General features: G+C 42.8%; 14 protein-coding genes. 2 read left to right on the plus strand and 12 right to left on the minus strand.

Annotated elements, in window-relative coordinates; translation table 11 throughout:
- Positions 1 to 34: 34 nt before the first annotated feature.
- Complete coding sequence (locus CDG77_RS28655) at positions 35 to 2,197, minus strand: pentapeptide repeat-containing protein (protein ID WP_094332652.1); 2,163 nt, start codon at positions 2,195 to 2,197, stop codon at positions 35 to 37.
- Positions 2,198 to 2,381: 184 nt separating this feature from the next.
- Positions 2,382 to 2,726 (minus strand): hypothetical protein, encoded by a 345-nt coding sequence (locus tag CDG77_RS28660; RefSeq protein ID WP_094332653.1) that lies wholly within the window; start codon positions 2,724 to 2,726, stop codon positions 2,382 to 2,384.
- A 464-nt stretch (positions 2,727 to 3,190) separates the two neighbouring features.
- Here CDG77_RS28660 and CDG77_RS28665 point away from each other — a divergent pair, with 464 nt between their 5' ends.
- A complete protein-coding gene (locus CDG77_RS28665) occupies positions 3,191 to 3,622 on the plus strand; it encodes a hypothetical protein (protein WP_094332654.1) in 432 nt (143 codons plus the stop codon).
- Positions 3,623 to 3,765: 143 nt separating this feature from the next.
- On the opposite strand, the gene CDG77_RS28670 is transcribed toward CDG77_RS28665, so the two are convergent.
- The 6 genes from CDG77_RS28670 to petB all read right to left on the minus strand — a co-directional run bounded on the left by CDG77_RS28670 (position 3,766) and on the right by petB (position 9,057).
- On the minus strand, positions 3,766 to 4,137 hold the full coding sequence (locus tag CDG77_RS28670) for a hypothetical protein (RefSeq protein ID WP_094332655.1): 372 nt from the start codon (positions 4,135 to 4,137) through the stop codon (positions 3,766 to 3,768).
- Between the two features lie 72 nt (positions 4,138 to 4,209).
- On the minus strand, positions 4,210 to 5,391 hold the full coding sequence (locus CDG77_RS28675; protein WP_094332656.1) for a glycosyltransferase: 1,182 nt from the start codon (positions 5,389 to 5,391) through the stop codon (positions 4,210 to 4,212).
- A gap of 13 nt (positions 5,392 to 5,404) precedes the next feature.
- Positions 5,405 to 6,394 (minus strand): GDP-mannose 4,6-dehydratase, encoded by a 990-nt coding sequence (locus CDG77_RS28680; RefSeq protein WP_094332657.1) that lies wholly within the window; start codon positions 6,392 to 6,394, stop codon positions 5,405 to 5,407.
- Positions 6,395 to 6,749: 355 nt separating this feature from the next.
- Entirely contained in the window at positions 6,750 to 7,187 is a 438-nt protein-coding gene (locus CDG77_RS28685; protein WP_094332658.1) for an ATP-binding protein, read from the minus strand.
- Between the two features lie 478 nt (positions 7,188 to 7,665).
- Complete coding sequence (petD, locus tag CDG77_RS28690; RefSeq protein ID WP_094332659.1) at positions 7,666 to 8,148, minus strand: cytochrome b6-f complex subunit IV; 483 nt, start codon at positions 8,146 to 8,148, stop codon at positions 7,666 to 7,668.
- Between the two features lie 261 nt (positions 8,149 to 8,409).
- Positions 8,410 to 9,057 carry a cytochrome b6 gene (gene petB / locus CDG77_RS28695; RefSeq protein ID WP_094332660.1) on the minus strand — a complete coding sequence of 216 codons (648 nt, stop codon included), beginning with the start codon at positions 9,055 to 9,057 and terminating at the stop codon, positions 8,410 to 8,412.
- Between the two features lie 505 nt (positions 9,058 to 9,562).
- Here petB and ctpA point away from each other — a divergent pair.
- The gene (gene ctpA / locus CDG77_RS28700; RefSeq protein ID WP_094332661.1) at positions 9,563 to 10,807 is read left to right on the plus strand and encodes a carboxyl-terminal processing protease CtpA; all 1,245 of its coding nucleotides are present in this window, start codon (positions 9,563 to 9,565) and stop codon (positions 10,805 to 10,807) included.
- Between the two features lie 447 nt (positions 10,808 to 11,254).
- Here ctpA and CDG77_RS28705 read toward each other — a convergent pair whose 3' ends face one another.
- The 4 genes from CDG77_RS28705 to CDG77_RS28720 all read right to left on the minus strand — a co-directional run.
- Positions 11,255 to 13,069 carry a hybrid sensor histidine kinase/response regulator gene (locus CDG77_RS28705; protein WP_094332662.1) on the minus strand — a complete coding sequence of 605 codons (1,815 nt, stop codon included), beginning with the start codon at positions 13,067 to 13,069 and terminating at the stop codon, positions 11,255 to 11,257.
- A 52-nt stretch (positions 13,070 to 13,121) separates the two neighbouring features.
- Positions 13,122 to 15,434 (minus strand): ATP-binding protein, encoded by a 2,313-nt coding sequence (locus CDG77_RS28710; protein ID WP_223270032.1) that lies wholly within the window; start codon positions 15,432 to 15,434, stop codon positions 13,122 to 13,124.
- A gap of 237 nt (positions 15,435 to 15,671) precedes the next feature.
- A complete protein-coding gene (locus CDG77_RS28715) occupies positions 15,672 to 17,231 on the minus strand; it encodes an ABC transporter substrate-binding protein (RefSeq protein ID WP_094332663.1) in 1,560 nt (519 codons plus the stop codon).
- 271 nt (positions 17,232 to 17,502) lie between these two features.
- Positions 17,503 to 18,287: sensor histidine kinase (locus CDG77_RS28720; protein WP_143857111.1), on the minus strand; the 785-nt coding region annotated here is incomplete at its 5' end.

The raw sequence follows: 18,287 nt of genomic DNA on the forward strand, positions 1-18,287 counted from the left end.
GCCCCCTGCTCCCTGCTCCCTGCTTCCCTCCATTCTACGGGCAACGAGGATGAATGCCTCCTTGAGTACAAATGTACGCTAATTGCTTGGCATCTAAATTTTTCGCTTGAGAAAAATCAACCCCTTGGATTACGGCAGATACTGAGCCTAAATCTGGGGTTTTGACAAATTGATCTGCTGGATCTTCTTTGCTAGGGGCGAGAATTGCCCCCTTAAAATCTGCTCCTGCTACATTTGCTCCCCGTAAATCTGCAAGACTTAGGTCAGCATTTTGTAAGTTAACGTTTTCCATCTGAGCAGAACGCAAAACAGCACCAGCTAGACGAGTGGCGCTGAGATTAGCATTGCTGAGATTAGCACGATCTAAATAGGCTCCTGATAAATCTGCTCCTTGCCAATCAGTGTTAGTTAAGTTGGCAAAGGATAATTGCGTTCCGATAGCAGTGACGCGACCTAAACGGGCAGCGTACAGATTAGCTTCGTTCAATTTAGCATCGCCTAAATCAGCCCCAGTTAAGCTGGCTCTTTCCAAAACTGCGTTTCGCAGATCGGCTCCTACTAGTTGGGTGCTGTTGAGTTTTGCGTCATATAAACGTGCGTTGGATAAGTTGGCTCTGTTGAGAGTGGCGCGGCTCAAATCGATCCGGTTCATCAAGACGCGACTAAGGTTAGCATCAGTAAGATTGGCTTGCTGCAACTGAGCTTGGCTTAAATCAGCCATCACATCATCGTAGGTATCCCAGCGTCCATCTTCACCCGCACCCCGAAAGCGGCTACCCTTAAAGCTGGCTTGGTTAAGATTTGCAGATTTAAATTTAACTCCAGATAAATCAAGGTTGTCTAATACCAAGTTGAAGAACGAACCTCCTGGAGTACCGCTTTGACCTAATTGGGTGCTACTAAGGTCAACGCCCTCCATTTTCCCGCTATAAACAGAGAGAATTTTGTTGATCGTTCTCTGGTTTCTTTGTAGCCGCCCTTGCCGCAAATCCCGTTCTTGGGTTGCAGTGCTACCCACAGATTCCAGTTCACCCACTAAAAACTGATTCTTATTTTTTAATTCGGGGATAGCTTGGGGCCCGACAGTTGTCAAAGCTTGTTGAATTGTATCCAGGAGGCTGGGGTTGGTTTCGCTAACCAATAAATCCGCGAGAAATTTGATGGATTGTGGATCGTTAAGACCACCCATCGCCAGAATTGCACTTTGGCGTTGCTCATTAGTCGCCCCAGAGTTGGGACTCAATTGTTTGACGAGTTCGAGGAACTGTTGTCCGTTGATTTGCTTAGTTGCTCGCTGGGATTGTTGAATTTGGATATAAACTTGAGTGCCAATTAAAGTTGCCAACACAGCAGTCATACTCGTCAGCCCTACCCCAAACAAAGTCAGATTGGGATTTTGCTGTATCCGCCGCCACAGGTTAGGTGATTGGTTGATTTCATCTGCCGCTAATTCTTCTCCCTCTGGCCATTCTTCTGCTTCATCATTACCGCCAGCAGACTGGGCTTGTCTTTTGCTAGCTAAGAGTGAAGATGGTAAGGGACGAGTTGTATCTATTGTATAAGTGCCTGCAAGTCGATCGTGCAGGGCGCGACGACCCCGACGCGACGGTAAGCCTATCCCTTCACCGACAATCATTAATAAAGACAAAAATGTGAATAATCCTAAATTTGGAAAAGCAAAGCTGTAGCGCCACAGTAGATAGGCGATGGAGATAGGTACAGTCCAACGTCCAACTCCTTCTCTAATGACAACTGCCCCCAATCCGGGCGATTTTCCTTGCTCGTTGACAACCCGCACTTTGAACCAACGTTTCGGAATTGTATTACCAGTTTTAGCCAGTAAATACAATTGCCACCATGAGAGAGTTACAGGCGCTAACAGAGCGATTGTCCACAAAATATTAGTTGGCCATGCTACGTTACGGATGCCATAGCTCACAGGCAGAGCCAAGGGACGAGCGATCGCTCTTTCCGTAACTACCAGCACGGGGTTAAGCGGCACTCGGTTCAGATCGCTTCTAGAATTGGCGTAGACACCAAGGCCGAAGGGAATCAACCCACTGGCAACCACTAGTGTGATTTCAGCCGCCCAAGCTGCAAAACGCCTACTTGCTAGTAACAGCGAACTGGCTCTTTCCGGTTCTTTGGACTGACCAGATTGATTACTACTACTTCTTCTAACAATTGGTGATGTCATCGAATAATTCCCTTTGATATTATTTCTACGCCGCGATCGGTACAATTAAAATAGACTCAGCTAATGGGCAAAAAGAAAAGCATATTGAAATAGAATTTAGAAGTTATGGAAGTCAGGAGCCTTTTGTATTATGGCTCCTGACTTTCATAACTCCGGGCAGATTGCCAAGTAATTGCATATCAACTTATTGCTTACGTTGAAAGCTACTAGACACAAAAAATTTGTATCCAACATACACTAACGCTGCCAAAAGTGCCAGAGTGATTACAGATGCAACCAGTTTAAACACTGCTTGCAGCATCGCCAAGCCTACTAGCACCGTCACACCCGAAACTACCAGCTTTTTTGTCCCAGATAAGCCGTTGAACCAAATCTGAAATCGCTCCAGTTGCAAGTTCAAGTTGGCAAAAATAGACTGAGGCATCTGTTTTTGTCCTTGTGGTTGAGATACAACCCCAGGTGGGGAATTAATCTCTGCCTCTAGCTTATCGAGACGACGCTGTAAGTCTTCTTCTGGTTGAGGATTCATCAATCTTTTCTACCTCAGTTAGCACACTTATTGAAAAACAGACCAACTAAATTCTATTTTTGGTGGTTGTCTTAGTGATTTTAGCTAATGTCTGTGTGTGCAATACCTTTATGACAGGTAAAAATTATGTTTTTTTGTTGTTGTCTGCTAATCGAGCTACTTTTTTAAGTATTTTTACGTCTTTAAAATGTCAAAAAAGCTTTCTTAAGTGATGCTTATTATACTGGTGGTTAAATATTTTGGTGGACAAGCGATCGCCACTAATCATCATAGATGAGGTAATTTGCATGACTGATCTGGAGATGTTGTTTTGCAGCATCTACAGATTGCATCTTCCCAAACAATCTTAAAGTTAATGGTATTAGGTTATACGGTAGCTTTTGGAACCAAGGCGGATTGCTATCGTCTATAAAATTAGACTGTATAACAATATTGCTCTAAAAAAATCTGGAGCATTAATTAAAATGAAAACGCTTCGGCTACTTGCAATTGTTCCCACAGCTTTGGCGATGAGTTTGGTTTTCACTGAGGCTAATTTGGCACAGACACCAACAGTCCAAATTAATCGGAATTCCCAACCAGATCCACTAGTTTTAAACGGAAAGTCTGGGGGAACTGTCAAAAGTAATTGTGGCAATATTACCACTGAACCTAGTCAAGTTATCCAGGTTACAGAGTCACTACCTTATTTACGATTAACAGCAGAGAGTCAAGGGAAGCCAACGCTGTTGATCGACGGGCCCGGAGGGCGCTTTTGTGTAATGCCAGATAGCTACTCTGGAGGCAAGCCAGAACTTTCTGGTTACTGGAAAACAGGAAAATACTCGGTCTATGTGGGCGAACTATCCCAGCAGCAGTCTAACTACACCCTCTCAATCTCACAAAGAAATAAGTAGTCATTTTTGACATCCTCCCCCGAATCCACTTCGTTAAATTCGGGGGATTCTAAGCTCAATCAGTGATTGCAAGCAAAGCTTGTCTGACATCAGCTAACTTAACAGTCCATGCCCCGACTGTGTAAAAGAAAAATGACAAATGACTAATCTTCCAATGATTTGGCTGGAACTTCAATAGCAGTGACATCAATTGTGCCTTCTGGTGTGAAGCGCTGAAAATGACTATTTTGTACTAACAGCGACTCCCCACAGCTAGGACACTTTAACTGACTGTCATTTAAACCCGTAAATTCATATTCACAGACGGGACACCGATCGGCGACCAAGTTGCGTTGCAGCCACCAACGAAAGCCAAAAAAAGCCACAATAGGTGCTAAGAACAGCAACCCGACAATAATTAGCAACGAATTAACCAACCAACCTAAGCCCAGTGATGCCAGCAACCAACCAACTGCCAGGAGGGTAAGCCAAGGCCGGAGATTTAAAAGATTCAATTGAAATGACTTAAAGCTCATTTTTTAAATGTAGTCCTGCTCTCCTTCTAGGATAGCGATTTTAGTCATTTGTTATTGGCCACTTGTCATTTGTCATTTTGACTTGGTGACTGAGGATAGAAGCATTTTTTGCAAGTGCTGTTGGAAGGCATTTATGCCAAACAGAGCGATCGCTTGTTCTCGCAGCCACTCTCCATTACATCGCTGGTCATCCCCTTGAAGCATTTCTATACAAGCTGCTGCTACAGCATCAGGATTGCGGTGTGGTACTCGCCATCCCAGTTTACCATCTTGTAAGGGGTCAGCAGAGCCATCATCATCACCGGATAACACAGGCACTCCACAAGCCATTGCTTCTAGATAGACAATGCCAAAGCCTTCTTGTGAAGGCATAATATAGGCATCAGCAAGGCGATAATGTTCCATTAATTCTTCTGTGGCAACGAAACCAGCAAATACGACGCGATCGCTCACATTTAAATATGCAGCTAACTCTGCCAATCGCGGTTGGTCATCACCGCGACCAATTACTAAATATTTCACTTCTGGGAAAACCTGAGCGATTTGTGGTAATGCCCGAATCGTGACATCTACACCCTTGTAAATATCCCCTGACCATAAGCGTGCTACTGTCATTAACACCTTAGAACCAGTGAAACCATATTTTTGAACTAATTTTGGCTGCTTGGAACCAGGAGTAAATTTATCCCCATCAATTGCACAAGGCATCATCTCTACCATTTTGGGGTTTAGACCATTCGCAAGACAAGCGCGATCGCGGCTGTAGCGACTAATTGTCCAAATTCTATCTGCTGATGTCAGGGCGCGACGTTCTTGATTTTTCAGAGGTTCCCAGACTTCTTTGCCATAAGTTAGTACGGTGTAAGGAATCCCCAAGGGTTGACAAAGGGTTTGGATTAATACTGCTAAGTTAATGTGACCGCAGAAAACTTGCTGCGGACGATTTTGCAATAGACACTTAAGTAAAGCTGTTGCCATTTGCAGTCTCCCCAAATGAGGAGACTGATTTTTAAAGTAATGAAATTTTAAGTTCTCATCTTCAAACAAATTTAATCTATCAGCGCTATCTCGCAGCAAAAAGACTTCTGCCTTGTAAACTTGGCTCAATCCCAGATAGGCGCGGAAAATATCTTTTATATATGATTGGATACCACCCTCGTGGGCAAAAATCTCTAAAAACACGAAGACATGGTTAGTTCTTTGATTAACTTTATCACCTACCTTTAGATTTTCTGTCACTTTAGTGATGTGCATAATATTAGGTTATTTATACTTGGGTTAAGGGCGCGATCGCACCGCTTTGTAACCGCTCTAAATCTGTTTTTACCATTTTTTCTAAAAGTTCTTCAAAGCTCACTTGGGGTTCCCAGCCAAGATTTATTTTAGCTTTAGTGGGGTTAGCGACTAATTGAAAATGCTCGTCTTGTCGCAATAAGCTGGTATTTAAAACTATATGGTGCGTCCAATCCAATCCGACAGACTCAAAGGCTGTGGCAACTAAATCTCTAACACTGTGCAGTTTTCCAGTGCCAATCACATATTCTTCAGGTTCATCCACTTGCAACATCAGCCACATTGCTTCTACGTAATCTCCCGCAAATCCCCAATCGCGTTTGGCATCTAAATTACCCATTTCTAAGGTGTTAGTTAAACCCAATTTTATCGATGCGGCTGCCAAAGAAACTTTTCGGGTTACAAACTGAGGTGCGCGTAGAGGGGATTCATGGTTATATAAAATCCCACTACAGGCAAATAGTCCATAGCGCTGTCTGTGATGCACCATTGTCCAGTGGGCGTGCATCTTCGCCGCAGCATAGGGATTTTTGGGACGAAAAGGCGTTTCTTCGTCTTGTGGTGAAATAAATACATCGCCAAACATTTCTGAACTGCTGGCTTGATAAAATCTGGTAGATAAACCTACCTGTCGCACTGCTTCTAAAAGTCTGGTAGCAGTACCTGTGATCAAATCTAGGGTTCCCAATGGGTCGTTCCAGGAGTCTGGGACAAAACTAGGAGCCGCCAAATTGTAAATTTCTTGGGGACGCAATTGTTCAACTGCGGTCAACAGCGCTGCATTATCCCTCAAGTCAACCGTAAAAATTTCTACTTGATTTGCCAGTGTTCCCAGCTTTGTCAAATTAGGTTGTCGATGGGGAGGTACTAATCCTACAACTCGATAACCACGGTTAAGGAGCAAATGGCTGAGATAGTAGCCATCTTGACCAGTTATTCCTGTAATTAGGGCTGTCTTAGTCATATTTGTCCCCTATTCTCTCTATCTCTTTAAGCACTGAATGGCACTTGTTGGAGAACAAAAATTTAGGCTCTCAACACTGCTGACAAATCTTAACAAGGGATCTAGTGTAACTCGAATGCTATGTTTACTGTATTCACTAATTCTTTTTATACAAAAACATTCTTTGAGATTTTACACAAAAATCATAATCTCTAAGCAATTTTACGTAAAAAATATATTACTTCAAGTCAAAGACTATTGAAAATAAGTATACTTTTATCAATCAAGTAACTACATATTTGAGCAGAAACCCCTTCTTATTACGTTTTTGTTTTCAAATGTTTTCAAGTTAAGTGACTCAACTCAACTTTTACTTTTATGTTTCTACAGAGTATTTGACGATGAGAAGGCAATTTCTACCATCTGCACCACGTTCGTATACAACACGGTCTGCCAACCGCCGCAGGAGAAACCATCCATAGCCACCTACTTGTAGAGTACCTGGGGCTGGCTCTGCGATCGCATCAGGATCGAAAGGTTTTCCATAATCCCAAATTCTAATCTCTAGTCGGTCAATCCATAGATAAACGTTAATCTCAATGGTTGTTTCCGGGGGTAAGGCATGATGAGCGTGACGAACAGCGTTAGTAAAGCCTTCTGCTAATGCTAAATTGAGCCGATCTAGTTGGGTTTTTGACCAGCCAAGTTGAGACAAATGTTGCAGACAAAATTGCTCGAACCATTCTTGCACCTGGTTTAGGAGACTAAGTTCGCTCTTAACCTTTAGATGGTCTTGCTGCACTATAGTAAACATTAACTGTGACTTAAATATAAATAAACCCAAGTTGCTAGTTATTAAATTTTGCACTATTCGCCAAATTTCTCCGATATAGAAAAATTTAAATTCCGATATTTTGTGTACCAAAATACAAAATATCGACGATTTTGGCATTTTGAGGATTGTAACTAGCAACTTACGTTAATTAAGTGAAAAATGTTTATATTTGATGACTTTAGGGCAAGTCTTGAGGCGCAGCCTTCCTATTAGGCATTCTCAGTCGAAGACTGGGAACAAGATAATCTCTAAAAGCTTGTTTAAGTCAAGCATTATACCTGAAGTTGACACCAATGGCCTTTAGCTGATGACTCGTTGGTTCAGCCTCTTGTAGAGAAGAGGCTAGGATTCATGAATTCTATATCGATTAAAATTGACACCTGTAGATTTCTTTCAAAAGCACATCTGTATATACTCTTGAAACTCACAGGTGTCAAAGCACTTTGTGGTGACTAATTTAGAATAGTCCCAAGGTCAAAGATTTATCCAATGGCAAGGCAGCACCAATACCTAGCCACAGGGTGACAAGAGTACCAAAGAGGAAGACTGTGGTTGCGACTGGACGGCGGAAAGGGTTTTGGAACTTGTTGACATTCTCAATAAAGGGAATGAGAATTAGCCCAACTGGTACCGAACCCATTGCTAACACTCCTAAAAGTTTGTTAGGAAGCGATCGCAAAATTTGGAAGACTGGATATAAATACCACTCTGGCAAAATTTCCAATGGTGTGGCGAAAGGATTTGCTGGTTCACCGGTCATTGCGGGATCTAGCACAGCTAGAGCCACAATTGCAGCGAAGGAACCCATGATCACGATTGGAAATACATAAAGTAAGTCATTAGGCCAAGCGGGTTCACCATAGTAATTGTGACCCATGCCTTTAGCGAGTTTAGCTCTTAGCTGAGGATCGCTCAGGTCAGGTTTTTTTTGTGTTGCCATTTTGAAATGTGCTCTCCTGCTTAAGTTAAATTAAAGCATTTGTGAAGGCTATCAGCGACTAGGCAACCCTAGCAGGCGGGAGGCAGCGTTTTGTTTATCTACGGTCAGCCGCCTAGAGGGAATTCACAGCTTTAAGCTTCAAATACAAGTGTTTGTTTGTTGGAACTTACGTGCAATTAAATTTATTGTGTTTCATAAGTTTAAAACAAACAACTTCAATCTGAAAACTGACAAATCTTGCCTTTCGCTAATAACTTAAGATTACAAAGGCCCAGAAATGCCTTGCTTGCGGATCATCAAGAAGTGAAACAGCATGAAGACTGCAATCAACCAAGGCAGCACAAAGGTGTGTGCGCTGTAGTAACGAGTTAGTGTTGCTTGACCAACACTTGAACCGCCGCGCAGCAAGTCGGAAATCAGAACGCCAACTACAGGAATTGCTTCTGGTACACCACTAACAATTTTTACAGCCCAGTAGCCAACTTGATCCCAAGGTAGGGAATAACCGGTGACTCCAAAGGAAACTGTAATCACAGCCAGGATCACACCACTTATCCAGGTCAATTCGCGGGGCTTTTTGAAACCGCCAGTCAGATAAACCCGGAAGGTGTGCAAAATCATCATCAATACCATCATGCTGGCAGACCAGCGATGGATGGAGCGAATTAGCCAACCGAAGTTGACTTCATTCATGATGTACTCCACTGAGGAGAAAGCTTCAGTGACTGTTGGCCTGTAGTAGAACGTCATGGCAAACCCAGTGGCAAACTGGATGAGAAAGCAAACCAGGGTAATTCCACCCAGGCAGTAAAAAATGTTGACGTGGGGAGGGACGTACTTACTAGTAACGTCTTCAGCGAGTGCCTGAATCTCCAGGCGTTCCTCAAACCAGTCGGAAACGTTGGCCATACAATCTCAAGTTCCTAAAAGTCGGTTGCGGTTGATAAATCCCGAAGTTCTAAATTGGCGGCTAAAATTCTGATGATTCCAAGCCTCGGCATCCTGCGGATTCGCCCAAGGGGTTGCCGCAGACTAGAGTAGCAACAGAATTGTCTATGAACTTTTCATCAGCCGCCTCTTGTGACTTCTCTCCCAATTAGCAAATTTGGGATTTTAGTAAAAGCGAGTTTTTTCGTTTGCTTGTCAGCTTTCAGTGTGCTAAGAGTCTTCAGAAACTTTACACTCTGTAAAGAAGGAATATATTGCGATCTCTTTACGCCCCTGCACACAAAATGGTGGACACAAAGTAGATTTTATCCTTTCGTGAGTGGATACAACGCATCAGTTGACTGAACAACTTGATGAGAGAAATGCACCACTTCTATAAAAAAAGTAACATAATCGAGAGATAGATTTCATCAACAACAGGGCAACTGAGCATTTCTAGGCAATTTGGGTTGAGGTGGAATTGATAATGGGGTTCATGAATAAACAAGTCTTTCGGGTTGGATTTTCATTGTTAATGGCGTTTTGGTTGGCGTTTGGTACGCTCACACAGCCTGCGGTGGCAATGACTAGCCAACAAAAGCTGGTTTCGGAAGTTTGGCGAATTGTTAATCGTACTTATCTAGATGAGACTTTTAATCATCAGAACTGGGCGGCTGTACGGCAAAAGGTTCTAGAGAAGCCACTGGCAGACTCAAATGCCAGTTATGTGGCAATTGGGAAGATGCTCAAGAGCCTTGACGATCCTTTTACCCGCTTTTTAGACCCGGAACAGTACCGCAGCTTACAAGTCAATACTTCTGGGGAACTGACTGGGGTAGGATTGCAAATTGCCCTGAATCCTGAGAGTGGTAAGTTGGAAGTAGTGGCTCCTATAGCGGGTTCACCAGCAGATAAAGCGGGAATTAGACCACGCGATCGCATTCTTAAAATTGAGGGCGTTCCTACAAAAAATCTTACCCTAGATGAAGCTGCAACTAAAATGCGGGGCCCTAGTGGCAGCCTGGTAACTCTCCTCATTGAACGCGACGGAGAGCCAGAAACGGAAATTAGACTAACACGCGATCGCATTGCTCTTAACCCTGTGGTTTCCGAATTGCGTGTTTCCACTGAAGGTACGCCGATTGGCTACCTACGCCTCACTCAATTTAATGCCAACGCCTCAACGGAATTGGCACACGCTATTTCTAGTCTAGAAAAAAAAGGGGCTGATGCCTACATTCTGGATTTACGAAATAATCCTGGGGGGTTATTGCAATCAGGAATTGAAATCGCTCGTTTGTGGTTAGACTCTGGTACTATCGTTTACACAGTAAATCGACAAGGCATTCAAGGTAGTTTTGAAGCCTTGGGCCCAGCCTTAACTAACGATCCTCTAGTGATTTTGGTGAATCAAGGAACTGCCAGTGCTAGCGAAATTCTGGCAGGCGCACTCCAAGATAACGGTCGTGCCCAGTTGGTAGGTGAAACCACCTTTGGTAAGGGTCTAATTCAATCTTTATTTGAATTATCAGATGGTTCTGGCTTGGCAGTCACAATTGCTAAGTATGAAACTCCTCAACACCGGGATATTAACAAATTAGGTATTAAGCCAGATAAAGTGATTTCCCAAGACCCAATTAACCGCGAACAGATTGGTACTGAAGCGGATCTGCAATATCAAGCAGCAGTGGAACTTTTGAAGAAAGACTCGGTTGTGGCGGGAAAAGTTTAAAAAGTTATACCATTTCTTTGTGAGGCTGCGCTAAATTCTCTTGGCTTTCTTCCTTCCTTCTTTCTTTGTGTCCTTCTCTGACGAGACGCTGCGCGAATGCGCCCTTTGCGGTTCGTTCCTTACATAGTTTGGCGCATCTTCATACAAAATGCTACAAGTAGGTAGGCGTAATTAAATATAAGATAAAACTTCACCCTCAATCCCTCTCCAAAGTATCGGAGAGGGAAGCCGGAGGTAGGGTGAGGTTTTATATTTAATTTGACCCACTTACTTACTAAAGCCAATTAATTTCACTTGTTTGGTTTAGGGATTAATTAAATAAAATATTGGCGGGGTTAATATCTTTGAGTTAAGCCCAAAACTCTTGATAGAGATACGTTAGCATAGTGGGACGAAGCAATAATAATTCAGCAAGTTTTTTTCAATGTTTTCATTCATTACTTTTGTTTAATTTTTGATAATCGGGAACTCTAATACAAACTCAGTCCCTTTTCCCAGAGTCGAATTTACAGTAATTGACCCTCCGTGTTTTTCTACAATGATTTGACGAGCGATCGCTAATCCTAATCCTGTCCCTTTCCCAACAGATTTAGTAGTAAATAAGTGGTCAAAAATCTTTTGTTTAATTTCTTCGCTCATCCCTAAACCATTATCTTTAATACTAATAATTACTTGTTTAGAGTCACTAGCTTGGGTGCTAATTGTAATCCAATTAGGGTTAGTTTGAATTTCTTCAAAGCTGCGACCAATATTTGATTCTTCTAATGCCTCAATTGCATTTGCCAGGATATTTATAAACACCTGATTTAATTGACCAGCAAAGCATTCTACTAATGCTAACTGACCATATTCTCTGATAACTTGAATTTCTGGGCGAGATTCTGAAGCTTTCAGGCGATGTTTGAGAATCAGAATAGTGCTTTCAATGCCATCATGAATGTTACAAGCAACCGGGCGATCGCTATCAGCACGAGAGAAGGTTCGTAAAGAAGTGCTAATATCTCGAATTCGCTTCACACCTTCTCGCATTGAACCGACTAACTTAGGTAAATCTTCACGGATGTAATCGAGGTCAATTGCTTCGATTTCATCTTGAATTTCGGCATCAGGATTGGGATATTTCTGCTGATATAAATCCACCAACCCAAATATATCTTTGATGTAATCCAAAGCGGGTTGAATATTGCCACCCAAAAAGCCAACGGGGTTGTTAATTTCATGCGCCACCCCTGCAACGAGGTTTCCCAGTGCCGACATTTTTTCACTTTGCACCAATTGCACTTGGGTGTGCTGAAGTTCTGCGAGTGCTTGTTCTAGATTTTGTTTTTGTTGTTTGAGTTCTTCTTCAGCTTGCTGGCGTTCTGTAATGTCTTTTGTCACGAATAAAGTGCCGAACACATTACCGTTGACATCGCGTAGAGGCATCTTGCTCGTATCCAACCAAACTTGCTGACCATCCGCCCGTAGAACTCGATCTATGATATGAAATTCTGCTTGCTCAGACTCAATGACGCGGCGATCCCACATCAAAAACCAATCACATTCTTCTTTGCTGAAGTCTAAATCATAATCGGTTTTACCCACAATCTCATCGGGAGAACTCAACTTGAGCATATCAGCCAAACTTTGATTACAACCCAAATAAACTGAATTGATATCTTTCCAGCCTACCCAATATGGAATAGTATCAAACACTAAACGCATCAATTGTTGAGTTTGTTTGAGGGTTTCAATCGATGCAAATAATTCCTGGGTTCGTTCGCTGACTCGTTGCTCTAGTTGCTCAGTTAGTTGTTGTAATTCTGTATTTCTCGCTTCAAGAGACTGGCTCAATTGATTAAGCTTTAAATGAGTCCGCACCCGTGCTAAAACTTCACCTTGTTGAAAGGGTTTGGTGATGTAGTCAATGGCTCCTAGTTCAAAACCGGTGACTTTATTTACCGATTCAGACAGGGCGGTGATAAAAATAATCGGAATATTTCGGGTTTTTGCATTGGCTTTGATGCGCTGGCAGGTTTCAAAGCCATCCATCCCTGGCATCATCACATCCAGTAAAATCAAGGAGACGGTTGTATGTTCTAGTTGCTGTAAAGCGCTTTCACCACTGGTTGCGATCGCCACTTCAAAACCAGCATTTGCTAGGGTGTCTGAAAGCACCTTCAAGTTATTTGGCACATCATCGACAATCAGGATAATGCCATTGTCAAACGGGTTTGTAACAGGATTGTTCAATCTAAGGGAATTTGTAGAGAATGCTGTCATAGCAAAGATGGTAATGAGGTAACAAAGGGTTTCTTAGACTGGATTTAGTGGATTAACTCTTAACATTGGGAAGATATTTTTCAATAAACGTTCGGATTTTTTCAGTCTGGAAATTATCTGCATATTGACGTATTTCTTGAATAAACGAGTGATACTTTTCATTTGCTTTTTCTAAGGTTTTTAGCTGTTGCTCGATCGCCATCAAACGTCCCTGCAACGCAAATGTGTGTAACTGCGATAAAACCTCATCAGTTGGGGGAACGATCTCATCTGGGATGGATGAGGATATTGCCTTTGAGTTGGCTGTTATTGGCTCCACAGCAATGGAGTTTTGGTCATAAACCCATTTCAGATTCAGGTATTTTTCCAACAACTTCAGTAGCGCTGGAGCTTCTACAGGCTTGGGTAAAAACGCATTGGCACCGGCTGTGATACTCTCATTTTGGTTACTTTCAAATACGCTAGCTGAAGAGGCGATCGCTGGAATATGCTTTAATTCAGGAATCTGTCGCAACTGTCGCAGCATCTCATAGCCATCCATTTCTGGCATCATCAGGTCTGTAATAATCAGATCGGGATGAATCTCCTGCGCCATTGCCAATCCTTCTCGACCGTTACTGACGGCAATCACTTCAAAACCCAAAGGTTCCAGTAAACTAACCACAACTGACCGATTCTCCCAACGGTCATCTACTACCAGCACCTTGAGCTTGCTGCCTTCAAATCCCAAAACCCTCCCTTGCTTAGTTGTTCGCAGACTTGTTGCCCATTCTTTAGCTTCAGGTAGTTCGATCTCAAACCAAAAAGTGCTACCTTTTCCCACCTGGCTTTCCACATTTAGAGTGCTACCCATCAAAGTCACAATTTGCTGACTGATTGCTAGTCCTAGTCCGGTACCTTCTCCTTGTTTCTTGGTATCACCTACTTGTTCAAAGGGTTGGAAGATTTTTGTGAGTCCGCCTGGTGATATCCCGACTCCTGTATCTTCGATCTCAAAGCGAATTCGATAGATTGAAATTTCTAGTTCCTGAGTTTGAACGCGAAATGTAACTTCGCCTTCGTCAGTAAACTTAATGGCATTGCCCAATAAGTTAATCAACACTTGGCGTAGGCGTTTTTCATCGACTGTAATGCCAACAGGTAAATTAGAGTCAGGTTGATAGGTGAAAGGAATTCCTTTTTGACCAGCACGCACGCGCATCATCTCCGCAACGCCTTCCAGAAGTGCTGGAAAATAAGCATCTTCAGGATACAATTCCAACTTGCGGGCTTCGATTTTGGCGAGATCAAGGACATCGTTAATCAGATTGAGCAAATGATTGCCGCACTGATAGATGATATCTATACCTTTTTTAGCTCGTTCTGTTAAGGGTTCACCATTTTGGAGAATTTGGGCATAGCCCAGGATGCCATTGAGCGGAGTTCGCAATTCATGGCTCATGTTAGCGAGAAACTCGCTCTTAGCAAGGTTTGCACTATCAGCTTTCTCTTTTGCTTCTGCTAGTTCTAGTGTCCGTTCTTCTACTTTTTGTTCTAAGGTGGCAAAGGAGGTTTGCAACTGTTTGGCCATGCTATTAAAGGATGCGGAAAGTTCTCCAAGTTCATCAGTGCGTAGGCGTAGCCCGTCGTAGACATCGCTCGCTAGAGTTGCATTCCAATTTCCCGTTTCTAATTGCTTGGCGGCGCTATTGAGTTGTAAAATGGGTAATACTACAAGCGATCGCGATAACCAACGCACTAAAACTACAGTCAGTAACAACACAGCCAAAAAAGTTACCAGAGCAAATCCAGCAACCCGAATTTCCTGCCGCACTACAGAACTTGCATCTAATTCAACCACCAAAAATCCATTCACCCGACCCTGAAGATTGCTGATTGGGGCATAGCCGTAGAGAATGGTTTCACCATTTGTATTGTAAAATTCCTCCTCAACAAACGGTGCATTACGGGCAACGGCTGTATACAAATCATCTAATGACTTTGTGTAATCCATGCCAATTAATACAGTTTTACCTCGATCGGCAGGGTCGTAGTTTAAGACATAGACAAATTTTTTATTTGGTTGCTGTCGTACTGTATAAATACGTAATATATCTTTACTGGTCGCTTGAATAGATACAAGTTTATCTTGATTAATTTTGTAAAAGGCTGAGGTGCGATCGCTACGCTGGAGAACTAATCCATGATAATCGCTATCGATTTGGGGAACTGCCAGACTGACAATCGCCAACAGACGATTACGGATTGCCTGCCGTTGACTATAATACAACTGCCAGTACATGCCTGAAGCTATTGTCCCCGCCATCACTGCGATTAGCACTGAATAGGAAGCAATAATTTTTGTGCTGAGGTTCCAATTTCGCACTGGTGTAGCTCCTTTTACAGCCTCAAACTACTTATACAGGTAGTGCATTTTTAATCACTCCCAATGTTATTTTTGCCCAATTATTTCTAAAATGCCCACTTAATTTATCAAATGAACAGTTTAATTGGGCATTGGGAATTGGGAATTGGGCATTGGGAATTGGGAATTGGGCATTGGGCATTGGGCATTGGGCATTGGTTATTAATTCTTCCCCCTCATCTCCCTGCCCCCTGCCCCTCATAGCCCAAGGCTAGCGCGGTAAGCTGCGCGTTGAGACTCGCGCCCTACTTGGTTGGTAATCTGCTCCCATCCTTGGGCAATCTGCTGCATTGCTTCCTCTTTCGTAATTTTTTTGACCAAGAACTTAGATACGACAGCATCGAGAACTTCAAATTGATATTGCTGATTATGGGGAATGCTTAAATTCAAAACTATGTTGGAACTATTCAGGCTGACACCGATCGCGCCAAGATAGTTGTTGGCAACTTCAGACGACAGCCCTGCTTTAATCCAAGGATCTGAGTTTTCAAATTGCGAAATTCGGTAGGGGTTGAAGCCCGTTGTCCCGATTGTCACATCTACATTAGACTGAGCGGGTTGACTCATGTAAGAGAGAAAGCTATATGCAGCATCCTTGACGTTTGCTGCTGCTTTGGCATAAACCACACCCGTCCAACCGACATTGGCAGCATAAGGTGCGTGATTGACACCATCAATGGCGTAAGGACAGGTAAACTTATCACAAGCTACCAGTTGATTGGTTTTGCGATCGAGGACTTGAGTTGTGCCTGGAGTGATGACAGCACCCACTTTATTCATCACTTTAGAGACAGATCGATCGATAGATAGAGGCCCAACATCGCCCCAATCAATGGTCAGGGCGCACCTACCAGTTATGAATAATTCTCTAGCTTTAGAACCACCCAGATTTTCATCGTGGGGAACTCCATAATCCATCGTTTGTTTGTAAATATCCATTGCTTTGGCAAATCCTGGATTGTTCACCAAAGGCTTCATCGTGTCTGGGTCAAAAAATGCTCCTTGTGCTGTTCCCAGAGATTGCAAAAAAGGAGTGGCGATAGATATTAACATACTGGTGCTGTTCTCATGAGCACGCTTTGAAATACAAGAGCCATAGTCTGGTTTACCGTCGCCATTTAGGTCTTTGCCGTGAAACCGTTTAGCGATCGCCAAATACTGCTCCCACGTTTCTGGAGGTGTTAATCCAGGTTCCTTTAACAGATCGCTGCGGTAATAAACCATGTGAAAATCGCCATCCAAGGGAATGCTATAAATCCGCCCTTTATAAGTCGCACTGACATTCCGAAAGATCGGAGCGATATCTTCCCACCGCAAGGCAGCATCAGTCTTCACTCGTGCTGTTAAATCTTCTAGATAGCTAGCATCGATAAAGTCGATCAGCCATTGAGGTAAGATGACTGCCATATCGTACTTTGAATTCTTACCAGACCAGTTGTTTTCTAATATGGTGTAGAGATTTTTAAAGGGAACACCCGTTAGATTCACTTTCGCTCCAGTCAAGGCTTCAAACCCAGCAATCCGTCTCTGAATGCCTGTATGAATGGCTTCATCATGGGTAATGACATTAATCGTCACACCGTCAAAGCGTTGTGCAGTCGGATTGATCTGGGTAGGATTAGGAGATGAAACTGTTTGAGAATTGGGTGGGGAGAAACTGCAACCTGGAATCCCTAAACTCAACCACAGGGCAGCTAGAAAAATCAGATAATACCGAACTCGCTGCCACACAGAGCAAAACTTTTGCCAATTAAACATCTTATAATTTTTTCCCTCTGGCTTTTAACTGCCAAATCTTGACGATTTTCAGATTTATTATTCCCAGATGTATTAATTTTTCATAAGAGGTAGGAGATAAAGGACAAAACTCAGTGCTGAGTAATGAGCAACAAGAATACTCAGTACTTTTGCACTCGGTAAATGCCACAAAGGGCGTGGCGGTTTTTTAACTCAGCACTCTAAGCCGAGAAACTGGGCACTCTTCATTATTCCCAGATATTTGAAGCTGTTTGAGAATGAGAGTTAAAAATTATACCGGGAGTTCAATGATAAATTCTGTACCCTCACCCAAAACCGAGTTACAACTCAATTTACCCCCGTGGGTTGATTCAACTATTTGCCGAGCGATCGCTAACCCCAAACCTGTACCTTTACCGACAGCCTTCGTAGTAAATAAATGGTCAAAAATCTTTTGTTTGACTGACTCATTCATCCCTTTACCATTATCAGTAATGGCAATTTTCACCCTTTCATTTTCGACCGATGTTTGAATAGTTATGCAGTTGGGATTGGCTTTAATTTCTGCAAAAGTCCGACCATTATTTGATTCATCTAATGCATCAATGGCATTAGCAAGAATATTCATAAATACTTGATTTAATTGACCGGGAAAGCAATTAATTGCTGGAATCTGACCGTAGTTGGTGACAACTTCAATGGCTGGACGAGTATCATTAGCCTTGAGGCGATGGCGTAAAATCAAGATAGTGCTATCAATCCCTTCGTGGAGGTTGAAGGTTTGTTTTTGGTCGCTATCGGCACGGGAGAAAGTGCGGAGACTCTTACTTATGGATGTGATGCGATCGCCACCATCTTTCATGGCTCTGATTAAGTTGGGTAAATCATCCCGTAAATATTGCAGGTCGATTGTCTTTAATTCCTCTGCAATGGTGGGGCTGGGTTGCGGGAGTTCCTCTTGATAGAGGTCAATCAACCCAAATAGGTCATTGATGGAGTTTTGAACAGCATCAACATTGCCAATAATACAGCCGACGGGATTGTTGATTTCGTGGGCGACACCGGCGACTAAGTTAC

The sequence above is a fragment of the Nostoc sp. 'Peltigera membranacea cyanobiont' 213 genome (genome assembly GCF_002245975.1).
GTDB lineage: Bacteria > Cyanobacteriota > Cyanobacteriia > Cyanobacteriales > Nostocaceae > Nostoc.

Excerpts from the sequence above, each read along its gene's own strand:
- petB (WP_094332660.1), bottom strand. The coding sequence starts at position 9,057 with ATGGCCAACGTTTCCGACTGGTTTGAGGAACGCCTGGAGATTCAGGCA.
- petD (WP_094332659.1), bottom strand. The coding sequence starts at position 8,148 with ATGGCAACACAAAAAAAACCTGACCTGAGCGATCCTCAGCTAAGAGCT.
- CDG77_RS28675 (WP_094332656.1), bottom strand. The coding sequence starts at position 5,391 with ATGCACATCACTAAAGTGACAGAAAATCTAAAGGTAGGTGATAAAGTT.
- CDG77_RS28660 (WP_094332653.1), bottom strand. The coding sequence starts at position 2,726 with ATGAATCCTCAACCAGAAGAAGACTTACAGCGTCGTCTCGATAAGCTA.
- ctpA (WP_094332661.1), top strand. The coding sequence starts at position 9,563 with ATGGGGTTCATGAATAAACAAGTCTTTCGGGTTGGATTTTCATTGTTA.
- CDG77_RS28680 (WP_094332657.1), bottom strand. The coding sequence starts at position 6,394 with ATGACTAAGACAGCCCTAATTACAGGAATAACTGGTCAAGATGGCTAC.
- CDG77_RS28670 (WP_094332655.1), bottom strand. The coding sequence starts at position 4,137 with ATGAGCTTTAAGTCATTTCAATTGAATCTTTTAAATCTCCGGCCTTGG.
- CDG77_RS28685 (WP_094332658.1), bottom strand. The coding sequence starts at position 7,187 with ATGTTTACTATAGTGCAGCAAGACCATCTAAAGGTTAAGAGCGAACTT.
- CDG77_RS28705 (WP_094332662.1), bottom strand. The coding sequence starts at position 13,069 with ATGACAGCATTCTCTACAAATTCCCTTAGATTGAACAATCCTGTTACA.
- CDG77_RS28655 (WP_094332652.1), bottom strand. The coding sequence starts at position 2,197 with ATGACATCACCAATTGTTAGAAGAAGTAGTAGTAATCAATCTGGTCAG.
- CDG77_RS28715 (WP_094332663.1), bottom strand. The coding sequence starts at position 17,231 with ATGTTTAATTGGCAAAAGTTTTGCTCTGTGTGGCAGCGAGTTCGGTAT.
- CDG77_RS28665 (WP_094332654.1), top strand. The coding sequence starts at position 3,191 with ATGAAAACGCTTCGGCTACTTGCAATTGTTCCCACAGCTTTGGCGATG.